Origin of the sequence: Frigoribacterium sp. PvP121 (assembly GCF_017833115.1) — a bacterium.
Taxonomy (GTDB): Bacteria; Actinomycetota; Actinomycetes; order Actinomycetales; family Microbacteriaceae; genus Frigoribacterium; species Frigoribacterium endophyticum.
In genome coordinates this window covers 2,610,240-2,625,163 of record NZ_JAFIBR010000001.1, presented here as the reverse complement: position 1 = coordinate 2,625,163, position 14,924 = coordinate 2,610,240, and the positions used below count along the sequence as shown (strand labels likewise).

The following is a 14,924-nucleotide window of genomic DNA, read 5'->3' as shown; positions in this document are numbered from 1 at the left end:
CGTCACCCGTCCGCGGCCGCTCGCCGCAGCACCGCCTCCACGGCGTCGATCGCCTCGGCCGGGGGCGTGTGCTCCCACACCCGGACGACCGCCCACCCCGCTGACTTCAGCTCGTGGTCATGGGCGACGTCGTGCCGCCGGTTGGCGAGCAGCTTGGCCTGCCAGTAGGCCGCGTTCGCCGTCGGAAGGTGCGTGTGCTCGACGCAGAAGTGCCAGAAGCAGCCGTCCACGAAGACGGCCACGCGGAGGCGCGGGATGAGCAGGTCGGGGCGACACCGTGAGACCCCCGCCACGGGGCGGTCCACGAAGTACCGCCAGCCCCTCGCGTGCAGCCCGCGTCGCAGAGCGAGCTCGGGGCGCGTGTCACGACGGCGGATCCGGCTCATGCGGCGCCTGGTGTCGTCGTCAGACTCGAAGTCGCCCGTGTCCGGACGCGGCAGGCTGGTCAGGCCGAGCCCCCACGTGCCGCTTCTCGCCGCTCCTCCCGCTCGGCGCGCCGCACTCGCGCCTGCTCGCAGGCGAGGCAGTCGCAGCCGCGCGGGTGCCGGCCGTGGATGACCGCCGCGACGGGCAGCCCCTCGTCGTAGTCGCAGAAGCTGAACCGTGGGAAGGTGCACGCGAAGCCCTCGTCGTCGTACACGACGGTGCCGAGCAGCTCGTAGTCGGCCAGCTCGGGCGCGGCCCTCAGTGCCTCGTCGTCGAGGTGGCGCTGCCAGCCCGAGTCGACCGGAGCGGCCGTCGGCGACCACCACGCGAAGACGAGCCACCTCACCTCGAAGAGGTCGCTGCAGTCGAGCGCCGCGACGATGGCCTCCCTCTCGTCGGCGGGGCGGCCGCGCATGTCGGGCGTCACCTGCACCAGGTACTGCACCCGGAGGTCCCGGTCGAGGGTGAGCAGCCACAGCGGGCTGTCGTGGGGGCCGTGCTCGGCCCGTGCCCGGCTCTCGTGGACGGTCGGCATGAGGATCTGGTGGAGGTCGTACCCGGCTTCGATGATCATGCGGCGACGGTAGGGCGGGAGCGAGGCCGAGCCGGGGGCGTCGGGGACGGCTTGTGGGTGCAGGCCCGCGACTCCTCTCGGGGGAGGGGCGGGTGACCCGCGCGTACGCCTGGAGGTGGAGAAACGGACCGATCGTTCCGCTGGGGCCGAGATGCCGTTAGCGTGGGGCCCGTGAAGTACTCGATGGACGTGGGGGGCATCTCGGACGTCACCGCCGACGTCACGGGAGAGCTGGACGAGGCCTCGGGGGCGATCGACGGGGCGCTGACGGCGGTCGACGACGCCCTGGGGGCGGTGAGCGCCGAGGGCGGGCTCGCCGCAGCCCTGCGCGGAGCGGTAGAGGGCCGACGGACGACGGGTCCGAACCTCGTGGCTCGTGCCGGGGAGCTCGTGGGGACGGTCCAGGCCAACGCCGTGCTCTACGTGCAGGCCGACGAGAGCATGGCCGCGTCGACGGCCGCCGCCCAGGAGGCGTCGCCCGCGACCAACCCCTACGCGGGCCGCTTCGGATCGGTGCCGCGATGAGCGGGCTGATCACCGTGGCCTCGCTGCCCGAGATCACGGTCGACATCGACGGGCTCGACGCCGCCGCGACGACCCTGTCTCAGCAGGCCGGCCTCGTGTCCCCGGCCACGGAGGACGTCGTCGCCCGCTGGGGGCGACTCGGCTCCCACTACGACGCGCCCGAGACCGAAGCCCTGATCAGCAAGATGGGGGTGGTCGGGACCGCAGGTGACGACTTCACCGAGTCCCTGTCGTCCGTCGCGTCGACGTTGTCGACCTGCGCCGAGGCGCTCGCCGGGGCGAAGCAGCGCCTCGAGACGCTCGCGGCGGAGATCCCGCCGTTCCGCGCCTCCGTCGCGTCGTACCGCTCCGACCAGGCCGAGCTGATGGAGGTGGACGAGTCCGACGCCGGCGACGTCTGGGGCCCCGGGCAGTACGAGCGGCACCTCGACCTCGTCAACGAGCGGGAGGCGATCCGCACGCTCATCGAGACCGCCGTCGACGAGGCGACGGCCGACCTGTCCGCCGTCGCCGACCCGGCCGGGCTGACCGCCCTGTCGGGAGCCGCGGACCAGGCCGCCCTCGGCACCTCGTGGGCGGCGGCCCAGACCTCGTTCGACGCCGACCTGGGCCGCGCGGTGCTCGACCGTCTCGCGCTCTCTGACCCCGAGGCCGTGGAACGCCTGGTCGAGGAACACCCGGAGTGGGTCGACCACCTGCGCGAGCACCCGCCCGAGCCGGGGGAGGCGCTCGCTTGGTGGAACGGGCTCGCCGAAGACGGCGCGACGTCTCCGGTGCAGTCGGCGCTCGTGCTCGGGGCGCCCGCGATCATCGGTGCGCTGGGGGGAGTCCCGCTGCCGGTGCGTCTGGAAGCCAACCGCCACAACGCAGAGGACGAGCTGGCGCGTGTCCGCGATCGGCAAGAGCGAGCTCAGGAGTCTCTGGACGAATACCTGGAGGACCGGCACGAGATCTACTCCCGGGATGGTGTGGACGACCCTGAGGAAGAGCGTCTCCGCGCCGCCGTCTCGGCCTTCGATGACGACGTGGATTACCTGAAGAGGGCGACGACCCCGACGGAGGACGGGACCTACGCCGTGCAGCTCGTGCTCTACGACCCTGACCACGCGCGCATCGTGCAGATGTTCGGCACGCCTAGCCGCGACACGACGACGACCATCACGTACAGCCCCGGCACGGCCACGACCATCCAGTCGTTCTACCATGGCGGTGTGCAGCAGGTGTCGGACTACTTGAGTGGTCAGGACGACGAGACGGTCGCTTTCGTCTGGATGGACGGGGAGTTCCCGGGTGGGAGCGAGGGCGAGAACATCGCCCACGGCCTCTCTGAGGCCAATGAGACCGACTTCGCGTTGCGCAAGGGCCGCGACCTCGCGTCCTTCCAGGACGTCGTGCACACCGACCCGTGGCTCGGCACCACGTACGACGTCGGCATCGGCCATTCCTGGGGTCTCGCAGCCGTGACGGGCTCGGAAGTGGCGAACGCGCACTACGACCAGGTGGAGTCGCTGGCCGGCGCCTACATGCCACCGGGTTGGGAAGCACGCCCTGACACCCAGTACAGCCACCAGAGCTACCGAGACTTCCTGTCGATAGCTCAGTACTCGGGGATGGTCGGTGGGGGGAACAACCCCAGTGGGAGCCCCGACTTCCATTCCGAGATCTTGACCCGGGAAGGTGACTTCACCTGGTACGTGTCCGGCGGTGACCCGCAGGGGATGTCGCTGCAGCCGCCTCCCGGCTTCGACGTCACGGTCCATCCGCAGAGGAACCACGAGCTGATCGCATCACAGGAAGCGGAGAACCTGGGTGTGCTGGACTCGATCTACGAGCGCATCCGCGTGGGCAGGGACAAATGATGAGATGGCGACGACCGGCGACCAGGATCGCCGCGACTGCGGTCGTGATGGCTCTCCTCTCCGTCTCGACAGGGTGTGCGGCTGGACAGACCGGAGGAGGAGACGTGGACGTGGATGAAGGCCTGACGGTGACCGAGGCCAAGGCAGAGACGATGGAGTTCGAGAAGGGCGTCGCCTCGTTCCTCGGCGACGGTGAAGTCCTCTCGTCCGAGCAGCGCGACGAGGGGACGTTGCTCTCCTGCAGTGACGACACCCACCAGTGGGCGGGGCGCATCACTTTCCAGCTCGACGGCAGTCGCTCCGAGCACGACGTCCTGGAGGCCGTCGCGACCGGGTTCACGTCGCAGGACGGTTTCCGCTCGACGTCCGAGGACAACGGTGAACGTGAACGCATCCTCGTCTCGGGCCCGGACGGGCTCGCCTTCGTCGCCAGGGTCGACGACTCCGACGTGCTGTCCGTCGCCTCGGCGTCCCGGTGCTTCGTGCTCCGTGACGGCGAATCCGTCCACGACAGGTACTGATCCTGCCTACTGTCGCACGCACGACGACGAGGCCTCCCCGGCGGATCGGGGCCGGTGTCGCTCTCGTTTGCTGCGTCGTCCTCGGTGGGTGCTCGGGCGGCGGGGCCGGTCAGACCGACCCTGCCCTCACCGTCGTCGAGGCCAAGGCGGAGACGCAGGCTCTTGAGAGCGGAGTCGCGGAGAGCCTGCCCGACGGCGAGGTCGTGTCGTCCGAACAGAAGCCGGACGGCGTGCTCCTCTCCTGCTCGGAGACGGCGTACCAGTGGACAGGACGCACGACGTTCCAGCTCGAGGGAGGCCGCGACCGGCGTGACGTGCTCGAGGACGTCGGGGCCGGGTTCCGTGACGACGACGGCTTCTCCGCCGAGCTCCGAGAGGGCTCGACGACGCCCCTCATGGTCGTGTCGGGGCCCGAGGGGCTGTCGTTCGTCGCCGACGTCGACGACGACGGCGTCCTCACGGTGGCGTCGGCCTCACGGTGCTTCCTCCTCCGCGACGACGAGACCTCGTTCGACACCTACTGACCGAGGCCGCCGCCCACCCGTCGTAGGCTCGTCTCCATGGGTCTCTTCTCGCGCCGCACGTCAGTCCGACCGGCGGAGGCGCCCCCGAGCACGGAGTCGCAGGTCGACGAGGTCGGCCCCGCGCAGGCCAGCCGCGCCGAGACCGAGGTGACCGAGGCTGGGCAGCCGACCCGCGACTCCTCGGGGCCCGTCGTCCACACCGCCCTGCAGCAGGCCCTGACCGGGTGGGGGCGGGAGAAGAACTCCGTCACGCTGGGCGCCGTCATGGCCGAGCTGACCGCCGGCCAGCTGCTGGTCGACCTCACCCGCTCGACCCTCGCCGACCCCGCCGCCGGGCCCCAGCACGGCGACGTCGTCGCCATCGCGCACCAGACCGACAACGCCGGCAAGCGCCTCCTGCTCGCCTTCACCAGCGCCGACCGCCTCGCTCGCTACCGCGACGGGGAGACCCCCGTGCCGTTCGCCCAGCCCGCGGCCGTCGTCGTCGACCAGGCCGTGCGCGAGTACGAGGGGCTCGCCCTCGACCCCGGCACCCCCGAGACGCAGTTCATCGCGTACTCGGACGAGCTCCGACGCGGCCTCGGCGACGACGTCACCGCCTCCGTCCCCGTCGCGCGGGCGCTCGCCGAGCGCACCATCGCCTGGCCCGACATGCTCGAGCTGCTCCGCACCTCGCCGTCGCTGTACGTCGCCGAGGTCGACCAGCGCGACGCGGAGGGCGAGGCCACCTCGACCGTCGTCGCCACGGCCACCGGCGAGGAGGGCGAGACCTGGTCGGTCGTCCACGCCACCCCGGCGGCCGCCTGGGCCTGGGCGCCCGGCTCCACGGCCCGGGCGGTCTCGTTCGCCGAGCTGGCCGGCGTGGCGCTCGCCGAGGGGCACGCCGGCGTCGTCGTCGAGCCGGGGGAGCGCTCCGTCGCCGTCACGCCCGACGAGCTCCGCGCCCTCGCCGACCGCTGACCTCGCCTCCGGGCCGTGCCCGGCGCCGTGGCCGGCGCGGCCGGACGGGCGGAGTCGCGGGTCGCCTCGCCGACACCCGTCGCCTCGTCGAGGGCGTTCCCCCAGCACGCCCTCGCTAACGTCGACGCAGACGAAGGAGGTGTGCCGTGCTCGACCCCGAGAGCTTCGTCGCCGTCCTCCTCATGATCGCCGGCCTGGTCGCCCTCGCGGTCGGCGTGCCGCTCGTCGCGTCGTTCCTCATCGACGGCGTCGTCGCGATGATCCGCGGCCGCGGGCTGCGCGTCTTCGGGCTCGCCGCCGTCGGCACGCTGCTCACCGCGATCGCGGGGGTCGTCCTGCTCGTCGTGTCGCGCCTCCTCACGCAGGACCCGGCCGGCCTCGGGTCGACCGAGAGCGGGCTCGGCGGCGTGCTGATCTGGCTCGCACCCGCCATGTGCGTGCTCGGCGTCGTGCAGAGCGTGCGACGGCTGACCGGGCGCCGACAGGGCTGACTGCCCGAGTCGAGCCGCCCGACGGTGCTCGTCAGCGCCGCGGCGCCGGGGAGAGCGCGAAGACGATCGCCGCGACGACCGTGAGGGCCGCCGCGACCGGCACGAGCGGCGAGACGCCGTCGCTGAACGCCCCGACGACGCCGCCCGGTCGGCCGTAGCCGACGACGACCTCGCCGATCGCGAGCAGCACGAGTGCGAAGGCTGCGCCGAGCAGGCTCACCCGCCCCAGGTCGTGACGTCGCTGCCCGCCGTCGTCGTCACCGGCCAGGTCGGGGCGACGGAGGCGCATCCTGGCCCACAGCACGAGGGCCACCACCGCGAGCAGCAGCGGCACGACGCTGCCGATGGTGAGCGTCGTCTGCACGACGCCGAACAGGGCGCCGGTGCCGGTGGGGCCGGACGGTGCAGCAGTGAGGAGGGGGACCACGGGTGCTCCAGGGCGACGTGACGGACGGATGATCGGGGCCGGGACGACGGACGGCGCCCGTCGCAGTCACCTGCGAGCGGGCGCCGTCCGGGGAGGCGGAGCCGGGCCTACGAGTGGCGCGGCTTGCGGGGGCGCTCGTCGCGGTCGTCGCGACGGGGCGCACCGGAGCCGCCGCCACGGCGGTCGGGCTTGATCTCGATGAGCACGCCGCTGATGCGGGTGTCGACGAGACGGTCGAGCATCTCCTTGCTGACGTCGGAGGCGAGCTCGACGACGGAGAAGTCGGGGCGGATCTGGATCGCGCCGAAGTCGTCACGGCTGAGGCCGCCCTCGTTGGCGAGGGCGCCGACGATCTGGCGGGGCTCGACGCGCTGACGACGACCGACCTCGATGCGGTAGGCCGTCATCGGCTTCGACGTGCGGGGGCCGCGGTCGCGCTCGGGGCGCGAGCCGCGGTCGTCGCGGTCGAAGCGGCCGCCTCGGTCGTCGCCGCCGCGGTCGTCACGGGCGGGACGGTCGTCACGCTCGCGCCGGGCCGGTCGCTCGTCTTTCGGGTCGAGCAGCAGCGGCGTCTCGCCCTGGGCGACCACGGCGAGGGCGGCGGCCACGTCGGCCTCCGGCACGTCGTGGTGCTCGACGTAGTGGCCGATGATGTCGCGGAAGGCGGCGATCCGGCTCTCCTGGGCCAGCGCCTCCGTGATCTGGTCGTCGAAGCGCGCGAGACGCGTGACGTTCACGTCTTCGAGCGTGGGCAGCTGCATCTGCGTCAGCGGCTGACGCGTGGCCTTCTCGATCGCGCCGAGCAGGCGACGCTCGCGGGGCGTGACGAAGCTGATCGCCGCGCCGCTGCGCCCGGCGCGGCCGGTGCGGCCGATGCGGTGCACGTACGACTCGGTGTCGATCGGCAGGTCGTAGTTGACGACGTGGCTGATGCGGTCGACGTCGAGACCACGGGCCGCGACGTCGGTCGCGACGAGGATGTCGAGCTTGCCGCTCTTGAGCTGGTTGACCGTGCGCTCGCGCTGGGCCTGCGCGACGTCGCCGCTGATGGCGGCGGCGGAGTAGCCGCGGGCCCGCAGCTTCTCGGCGAGGGTCTCGGTCTCGTTCTTCGTGCGGACGAAGATGATCATGCCCTCGAAGTTCTCGACCTCGAGGATGCGCGTGAGGGCGTCGACCTTCTGCGGGTACGACACCATCAGGTAGCGCTGGGTCGTGTTCGCCGAGGTCGTGGTCTTCTGCTTGACCGTGATCTCTTCGGCGTCGTTGAGGTACTGCTTCGAGATGCGACGGATCTGGGGCGGCATCGTCGCGGAGAAGAGGGCGACCTGCTTGTCGTCGGGGGTGTCGGCGAGGATCGTCTCGACGTCCTCCGCGAAGCCCATCTTGAGCATCTCGTCGGCCTCGTCGAGCACGAGGTACTTGAGCTCGGAGAGGTCGAGCGTGCCCTTCGCGAGGTGGTCCATGATGCGGCCGGGCGTGCCGACGACGACGTGGACGCCGCGACGGAGCGCGCTCAGCTGGACGCCGTAGGCCTGGCCGCCGTAGACGGGGAGCACGTGGACGCCGCGCATGCCGGAGGCGAACTGCTCGAACGCCTCGCACACCTGGAGCGCGAGCTCACGGGTGGGGGAGAGCACGAGCGCCTGCGGCTTCTTGGCCGAGACGTCGAGGCGGCTGAGGATCGGCAGCGCGAAGGCGGCCGTCTTGCCGGTGCCCGTCTGGGCGAGCCCGACGACGTCGCGACCCGACAGGAGGGTGGGGATGGTGGCCGCCTGGATGGCGGAGGGGGTCTCGTAGCCGATCTCCTTCACGGCCTTGAGGACGGCATCGCTGAGCCCCAGGTCGGAGAAGGTCGGCGCAGAGTCGGGGGTGTCGGCGTCGATCTCGTCGCGCGTATCGGTGGGGCTCATCCTGCAAGGGTAGAGGGTCGACGTCCTGATCGACACCGGGGCGTGCCGGGAGATCCGGGCGGACTGTACTCCAGCGCCCCGATCCGCGGCCCGGGCGGGCCCGGCCGGCCCGGGCGGGAGCACGGGAGGCCCGCTCGGCGGGCCTCCGCGATCACCGCAGGCGCAGCAGCAGGGTGTCGGAGTCGCCGTCGCGGCCGGCGAGCACGAACCCGCGGTGCTCGTAGAGGGCACGGGCCCGGTCGTTGCCGTCCTCGACCGAGAGGCTCAGGCCGGGCAGGCCGGCCTCGCGCGCGTCGGCGACGAGGGCGTCGAGCAGCTGGCCGCCGAGACCGCGACCACGGTGCGCGGGCGCCACGCCCATGCTGAGCTCGGGCACGTCGTCGGCGACCCAGCCGTAGCCGCGGTCGTGCTCGGCGAAGGTCCGCCACCAGGCGGCGCCGGCAGGGCGGCCGTCCACGACCGCCACGCGCCCGCCGTCACCGGCCCGCGGCCAGCCCGCGACGTAGTGCCATATCTCGGGCGCCTCGCGCAGGGCGGCACGGTCGAGGCCGTCAGGCTGGCCCCGCCAGGTGAAGGCCTGGAACAGCACCTCGGCCAGGAACTCGGCGTCGTCGGCCGTGGCGGCACGGAGCTGGGTGGTCACGGGCGCCTCCTGGGGGTCCGGCCGCGCCCCGGTGCGCGACCGTCGCCAGGCTAGCGACCCCGATGCCCGGCCCGGCCCCGCCGTGCCCGCCGACCCGGCCCGCGCGGGAGGAACCACGTCGTCGCAGCGGAACCACGCCGCGGCGTGGTTCGTGTGCGAGGACGTGGTGCCTCATCACCGGCCGGGCCGCGCCCCGCGCCGGGCGCGCGCCGCGCCCGCTCAGGTCGGCGGGACGGGCGGCACGGCCGGTGCCGGCGGCACGATCGCGATCGGCGACGTGTCGAGCCGCTGCGACTGCACGACGACGCGCTTCGTGCGGCGGCGCAGGTAGCGCCGCGCCCCGGGCGTCGCGAGGAGGCTGCCGAGCACGAGCCCGGCGCCGATCGCGAGCGTCGTCGACATCGAGGCGACGAAGTCGACCGCGGCGCCGTTGGTGCCCGCCATGAAGTTGAGCAGCGCCGACGCCACCGCCAGCGAGGGCAGCAGCGAGCCGCAGAACGCCGGCACCGCGATCGCCGTCGCCGAGACGCGCAGCCGCGCCGCGACCACGGTGCTGAGCGCCCCGAGCAGCACCGCGACGAGGAAGGTGGCGCCGAGCAGCGGCAGCCCGAGCTGCTTCAGCCCCCAGAGCGACACGGTGCCGACGATCGCCACCCCGATCGCCACCGGCATCACGCGCGCGTTGGCGCCCTGCGTCACGGCCGTGGCCGCCGCCGCGAAGAAGGTGGTGATGAGCAGCAGCCAGATCGGCAGCGACCGCAGGGTGATGTCGGTCGGGTCGACCTCGAGCGCGACGCCCGAGGTCAGCGCGAGGCCGCCGGGGATCCCCACGACGATGCCCGCCACGATCAGCACGATCACGAGGGCGCGCGACACGGCCATGGCCCGGAACCCCGAGATGGCGTCCTGCGCCCAGGTGACGATCGTCACGTGGGGCAGGATGAGCACGACCACCGCGGCCACCATCGCCGCGGCGCTGCCCGCGGGCATCGCCCCCGCCCAGATCGCGAGGGTGCCGAGCGCGGCGACGCAGGCCGACTGCAGCACCACCGCGAAGAACTGCGGGATGCCCTTGCGGGCGAGCCAGCGCCCCAGCGTCATGACGCCGATCATCAGCACGAAGGCCCCGACGGCGCCGACGATCGAGCCGCCGGCCTGCAGCGAGACCGAGACGCCGAACAGGCCCATGGCCCCGTCGGTGATCCACGACGGCCACCGCGGTGGCGACTGCAGCACCTCGACCAGGCCCTCGACGGCGCTCGTCATGTCGCGGTCGTCGTGCAGCAGCTCGTCGACGATCTGGTAGACGAGCGACAGCCGGTGCAGGTCGCTGCCCTCCGCGCTCACCACGCGCATCTTGACGAGCGGCGGGCCCTCGGCCGGGGCGTACTGCAGCGTGATCGCGGTGCCCGTGATGTCGAGCTCGAGCGGGGCGAGGTTCCACTTCGTGCTGACGGCGACGATGGCCACCTCGACCGTGCGGACGTCGGCGCCGGAGGCGAGCATCACCTCGCCGAGGTCGAGGCAGAAGTCGACGATCTGGCGGGGCGAGTAGAGGTCTCCGAGCCGGCCGTGCTGGGGGGTCGTGCCCTCGTAGATGGTGCCGCGCAGGCGGGCACGGACGTCGCGCATCTCCTGCGGGTTCACCCGGCGGCGGCGCTGGCGGGCCGGGCGGGCGGCGGGCTTGCCCACGGCTGCGGCCGCGTCCGGGCGGCGCGGGGGCGGCGGCGCCGACGGGTCGCGGAGCGGCGCGCCCGCGGCCGGGGTCACCGCGGTCGCGGGCGAGGGAGCGGACGTCTCGGGCGCGACCGGCCGGGGCGGCGGGTCGTACGCGCGGGGGCCGTCGCTCACGGCCGGGCCCCCGAGGAGGCGCGGGTCGGGCCGCCGAGGCCGGCGAGGGTCGTCGAGGTGGTGCTCAGCGCGATCAGCGCTCCGTTCGGTCGGGCGACCGAGCGGATCGGTCTGGCGGGTCGGCCCGGGGGCGTCCCTCCACTGTAAGCGCGGCCGGGGGACGGCCCGGTGACCGTGGCGCGGCCGGTCGGGCGACGCGCCCGGGCGGGGCTGTGGGGGAACACGGAGCGGCGCCGCGTACTTTCACGACACGTGACCGACAACACGACCACCCCCACGACCACCGGCCCGTCGACCGAGGGCGAGGCGGGGCCCCGCCCGACCCGCGCCTCCGGCGAGGCTCCCCGCACCGCGCTCGTCGTCGGCGCCAGCGGCATCACCGGCACCGCGCTCCTCGAGGCGCTCACGCGCGACGGGTGGGAGGTCCTCGCGCTCTCGCGCCGTGCGTCCTCGACCCCCGGCGTGCGCGGCGTCGCCGCCGACCTCCGCAGCGCGGAGAGCCTGGCCGAGGCGCTCCGCGACGAGCGACCGACGCACGTCTTCTTCACGGCGTGGTCGCGGCAGGAGACCGAGGCCGAGAACATCGCCGTCAACGCGGGGATGGTGCGCGACCTGCTCGCGGCCCTGGCGCACGCGCCGCTGCAGCACGTCGCCCTCGTCACCGGCCTCAAGCACTACCTCGGGCCGTTCGAGGCGTACGCGGCCGGCGAGATGCCCGACACGCCCTTCCACGAGGAGGAGCCGCGCCTCGACACCCCGAACTTCTACTACGCGCAGGAGGACGAGCTGTTCGCGGCCGCCGAGCGACAGGGCTTCACCTGGTCGGTGCACCGCTCGCACACGGTCATCGGCTACGCCGTCGGCAACGCCATGAACATGGGCCTGACCGTCGCGGCCGCCGCCACGCTCAGCCGTGAGCTCGGCCTGCCCTTCACCTTCCCCGGCAGCGAGACGCAGTGGAACTCGCTCACCGACATGACCGACGCGGGCCTGCTCGCCGACCACATGGTCTGGGCCGCCACCGACCCGGCCGGGGCCGACGAGCCGTTCAACGTCGTGAACGGCGACGTGTTCCGGTGGCGCTGGATGTGGCCGCGCCTCGCCGAGCACCTCGGCGTCGACCCGGCCCTGGTGCAGGGCTACGAGGGGGCGCCGCGCCCGTTCGAGCAGCAGTTCGCGGGGCGGGAGGCCGACTGGGCCGAGGTCGCCGGCCGGCTGGGCCTGGCCGAGGCCGACCTGTCGAGGGTCGCGTCGTGGTGGCACACCGACGCCGACCTCGGCCGTGAGATGGAGGTCGTGACCGACATGGGCAAGAGCCGGGAGGCGGGCTTCCTCGGCTTCGTCCGCACCGAGACCGCGTTCGCCCGGCTCTTCACCCGCTACCGCGAGGCGCGCCTCATCCCGTAGCCCCGAGCGCCTCCGGGCTCGGCGGACGACCGGCCGGCCCAGCCCGGCCCCGACCGGCTGCACGATGTGCACGACCGCCGTGCCGAGCCCGCGGCACGCCCATATACTCGGCGGGTGCCCGGGCCGACCGCCGGGGCACCCCGTGGGGGCTCGTTCCCGCACGGTCACGAGCAGGCCGGCACGACCGGCCGAGGGGGAGTCGCCAGGTGTTCTTCAAGACGTTCGCGGGGTCGCTGGTCGTCACGGTGCTGGCCCTCGCGGTGGGCTTCGTGTACGGCGGCGTCGAGGCGCTGATCCTGGTCGCGGTGCTCGGCATCCTCGAGATCAGCCTCAGCTTCGACAACGCAGTGGTCAACGCCCGCATCCTCGAGCGCATGAGCGCCTTCTGGCAGAAGATGTTCCTCACCGTGGGCATCCTCATCGCCGTGCTCGGCATGCGGATCCTCTTCCCGCTGCTGATCGTGGCCGTCACGGCCCAGCTGAACCCGGTCGAGGCCATCCGCCTCGCTCTCGAGCAGGGCAGCATCGAGGAGCCCGGCACCTACGCGTACATCCTCAACGACGCGCACCCGCAGATCGCGGCCTTCGGCGGGATCTTCCTGCTCATGCTCTTCCTCGACTTCATGTTCGAGGACCGCGACATCCGCTGGCTGGGGATCCCCGAGCTCGCGTTCGCCTGGGTCGGCAAGCTCAGCAGCGCCTCCGTCGTGATCGGTCTCGTGGCCCTCGTCGTGGCCTCGCTCGCGGCGGGCGAGAAGCAGGCGGTCGTGCTCGTCGCCGGGGCGCTCGGCATGGTCGCGTACTTCCTCGTCACGGGCCTCGGCGCGCTGTTCGACGTGTCGGACGACGACGACGACCAGGACATCGACCCGGAGGAGGTCGCCGCCCGCGCCGAGCGCATCAGCGCCGGCGGGCCCCGCAACACCGGCGGCAAGGTCGTGGGCCGCGCGGCCTTCCTGCTCTTCCTCTACCTCGAGGTCATCGACGCGTCGTTCTCGTTCGACGGGGTCATCGGCGCGTTCGCCATCACGAGCGACCCCATCCTCATCGCGCTCGGCCTCGGCCTGATCGGCGCGATCTTCGTCCGGTCGCTCACGGTCTTCCTCGTCAGGGCCGGCACGCTCGACGACTACGTCTACCTCGACCACGGCGCCCACTGGGCGATCGGCGCGTTGGCCACGATCCTGCTCGTGTCGATCAGCGTCCACGTCAACGAGGTCGTCACGGGCCTGATCGGCGTCGTGTTCATCCTCGCCGCGTTCGCGTCGTCGCTCGTGCGCAACCGGCGCGTGGCGCGCGAGGAGGCGGCGAAGGCGCCGGTCACCGCCTCCCGCTAGCGGGCTCCGGGTGCCGTTCCGCGCCTCCTCGGGCACAGGGCTCCGACAGTTGCTCCATCGCCCGCGGTCAGCACCAGCCCAGGTCGTTCGGACAGGATGTCACCAGTCACACAGGCAACGAACAGGAGGAGCGGGCCTCCCGGCAGCTCTCCACCACGATCATCGAAGGAGAACATCATGGGTCTGAGCTTGCAGAAGGGCCAGTCGCTGAGCCTCAAGAAGGCCGACGGGGGCCAGCTGTCGAAGGTGCGTCTCGGCCTCGGCTGGGACAGCGCGACGCCCGCCAAGAAGGGCTTCTTCGGCGGCCTCAAGAAGGAGGCCGACGTCGACCTCGACGCCTCGGCGATCTTCTTCGACGCGAACGGCGCGGTGCTCGACCTCGTCTGGTTCCAGCAGCTCGCGAGCAAGGACGGCTCGGCCCGGCACACCGGCGACAACCTCACCGGCGAGGGCGACGGCGACGACGAGACGATCATGATCGACCTGACCCGCGTCTCGCCGAGCGTCAGCCAGATCGTCTTCGTCATCAGCAGCTACAGCCGCCAGACCTTCGACCTCGTCAAGAACGCGTTCTGCCGCGTCGTCGACGACTCGACCGCGGGCAGCCCCGAGGTCGCGCGCTACCAGCTGACCGACTCGGGCACGCACACCGCCATGATCATGGCCAAGGTCGCGCGCACCCCCGAGGGCTGGACCTTCACCGCGATCGGCGAGCGGGCGAACGGCCGGGCCGTGCCCGAGCTCGTCGGCCCCGCCGCCGCCGCGCTCTAGGCCGGGCCACCGACTCGACGGCACCCGGCACCACGGCACCCCGCACGGAAGGAACACATCGATGGCGAGCCTCACCCTCTCCAAGGGCCACAACCTCTCCCTCTCCAAGGCCGACCCGACCCTGAGCCGTGCCGTCGTCGGCCTCGGCTGGGACCCTCGCACCACCGCCGGCCAGGCCTTCGACCTCGACGCCTCGGCGCTGCTGCTCGGGGCGGACGGCAAGGTCCGGTCGCAGGACGACTTCATCTTCTACAACCAGCTGGCCACCCCCGACGGCTCCGTCGCCCACCTCGGCGACAACCGCACCGGCGAGGGCGACGGCGACGACGAGCAGATCCGCATCGACCTGTCGCTGCTGCCCGCCGACGTCGACCGCATCGTGATCTGCGTCACCATCGACCAGGGCGACGTGCGTCGGCAGAACTTCGGGCAGGTGCGCGACGCGTTCTGCCGCGTCGTCAACGAGGACAACGGGCAGGAGGTCGTGCGCTACGACCTCAGCGAGGACGCCGCCTCCGAGACGGCCATGATCTTCTCCGAGATCTACCGGCACGGCTCCGAGTGGAAGTTCCGGGCCGTCGGCCAGGGCTACTCGACCGGGCTCTACGGCATCGCCACCGACTTCGGCATCGTGCTCGACTGAGCCCGGGCCCGCACCGCCTGCAGCACCCCGCACCACCGCACCCCGTACGCGCACC

Annotated in this window: 16 protein-coding genes; 10 read left to right on the top strand and 6 right to left on the bottom strand. The window is 72.6% G+C overall.

What is annotated here, in order from left to right:
- Positions 1-2: 2 nt before the first annotated feature.
- The gene (locus JOE43_RS12265; protein WP_280921679.1) at positions 3-440 is read right to left on the bottom strand and encodes a very short patch repair endonuclease; all 438 of its coding nucleotides are present in this window, start codon (positions 438-440) and stop codon (positions 3-5) included.
- A 5-nt stretch (positions 441-445) separates the two neighbouring features.
- On the bottom strand, positions 446-1,000 hold the full coding sequence (locus tag JOE43_RS12260) for a hypothetical protein (protein ID WP_209518070.1): 555 nt from the start codon (positions 998-1,000) through the stop codon (positions 446-448).
- A gap of 171 nt (positions 1,001-1,171) precedes the next feature.
- Between JOE43_RS12260 and JOE43_RS12255 the strand changes: the two genes are divergently transcribed.
- From JOE43_RS12255 to JOE43_RS12230, 6 genes are all read left to right on the top strand, one after another.
- Entirely contained in the window at positions 1,172-1,525 is a 354-nt protein-coding gene (locus JOE43_RS12255; protein WP_209518068.1) for a hypothetical protein, read from the top strand.
- Positions 1,522-3,384, top strand: coding sequence for a hypothetical protein (locus JOE43_RS12250; protein ID WP_209518066.1), 1,863 nt, complete (start codon positions 1,522-1,524; stop codon positions 3,382-3,384). The genes JOE43_RS12255 and JOE43_RS12250 overlap by 4 nt, the downstream gene beginning before the upstream one ends.
- Positions 3,385-3,494: 110 nt before the next feature.
- A complete protein-coding gene (locus JOE43_RS12245) occupies positions 3,495-3,905 on the top strand; it encodes a hypothetical protein (RefSeq protein ID WP_209518064.1) in 411 nt (136 codons plus the stop codon).
- A 203-nt stretch (positions 3,906-4,108) separates the two neighbouring features.
- Positions 4,109-4,429, top strand: a complete 321-nt coding sequence (locus JOE43_RS12240) for a hypothetical protein (protein ID WP_209518062.1) — start codon at positions 4,109-4,111, stop codon at positions 4,427-4,429.
- 36 nt (positions 4,430-4,465) lie between these two features.
- Positions 4,466-5,389, top strand: a complete 924-nt coding sequence (locus JOE43_RS12235; protein ID WP_209518060.1) for an SseB family protein — start codon at positions 4,466-4,468, stop codon at positions 5,387-5,389.
- A gap of 146 nt (positions 5,390-5,535) precedes the next feature.
- The gene (locus tag JOE43_RS12230) at positions 5,536-5,880 is read left to right on the top strand and encodes a hypothetical protein (protein WP_056055280.1); all 345 of its coding nucleotides are present in this window, start codon (positions 5,536-5,538) and stop codon (positions 5,878-5,880) included.
- Between the two features lie 31 nt (positions 5,881-5,911).
- Here JOE43_RS12230 and JOE43_RS12225 read toward each other — a convergent pair whose 3' ends face one another.
- The 4 genes from JOE43_RS12225 to JOE43_RS12210 all read right to left on the bottom strand — a co-directional run bounded on the left by JOE43_RS12225 (position 5,912) and on the right by JOE43_RS12210 (position 10,711).
- A complete protein-coding gene (locus JOE43_RS12225; RefSeq protein ID WP_209518059.1) occupies positions 5,912-6,307 on the bottom strand; it encodes a hypothetical protein in 396 nt (131 codons plus the stop codon).
- 107 nt (positions 6,308-6,414) lie between these two features.
- Complete coding sequence (locus JOE43_RS12220; RefSeq protein WP_167259321.1) at positions 6,415-8,217, bottom strand: DEAD/DEAH box helicase; 1,803 nt, start codon at positions 8,215-8,217, stop codon at positions 6,415-6,417.
- A gap of 151 nt (positions 8,218-8,368) precedes the next feature.
- Positions 8,369-8,860, bottom strand: coding sequence for a GNAT family N-acetyltransferase (locus JOE43_RS12215; RefSeq protein ID WP_209518057.1), 492 nt, complete (start codon positions 8,858-8,860; stop codon positions 8,369-8,371).
- 219 nt (positions 8,861-9,079) lie between these two features.
- Positions 9,080-10,711, bottom strand: a complete 1,632-nt coding sequence (locus JOE43_RS12210; RefSeq protein WP_307803359.1) for a threonine/serine exporter family protein — start codon at positions 10,709-10,711, stop codon at positions 9,080-9,082.
- A gap of 252 nt (positions 10,712-10,963) precedes the next feature.
- On the opposite strand from JOE43_RS12210, the gene JOE43_RS12205 reads away from it, so the two are divergent.
- The 4 genes from JOE43_RS12205 to JOE43_RS12190 all read left to right on the top strand — a co-directional run bounded on the left by JOE43_RS12205 (position 10,964) and on the right by JOE43_RS12190 (position 14,869).
- Positions 10,964-12,118 (top strand): SDR family oxidoreductase, encoded by a 1,155-nt coding sequence (locus JOE43_RS12205; RefSeq protein WP_209518055.1) that lies wholly within the window; start codon positions 10,964-10,966, stop codon positions 12,116-12,118.
- Between the two features lie 206 nt (positions 12,119-12,324).
- On the top strand, positions 12,325-13,455 hold the full coding sequence (locus tag JOE43_RS12200) for a DUF475 domain-containing protein (protein WP_209518053.1): 1,131 nt from the start codon (positions 12,325-12,327) through the stop codon (positions 13,453-13,455).
- A 177-nt stretch (positions 13,456-13,632) separates the two neighbouring features.
- Positions 13,633-14,226, top strand: coding sequence for a TerD family protein (locus JOE43_RS12195; RefSeq protein WP_056055264.1), 594 nt, complete (start codon positions 13,633-13,635; stop codon positions 14,224-14,226).
- Between the two features lie 61 nt (positions 14,227-14,287).
- Positions 14,288-14,869 carry a TerD family protein gene (locus tag JOE43_RS12190; protein WP_209518051.1) on the top strand — a complete coding sequence of 194 codons (582 nt, stop codon included), beginning with the start codon at positions 14,288-14,290 and terminating at the stop codon, positions 14,867-14,869.
- Positions 14,870-14,924 lie beyond the last annotated feature (55 nt).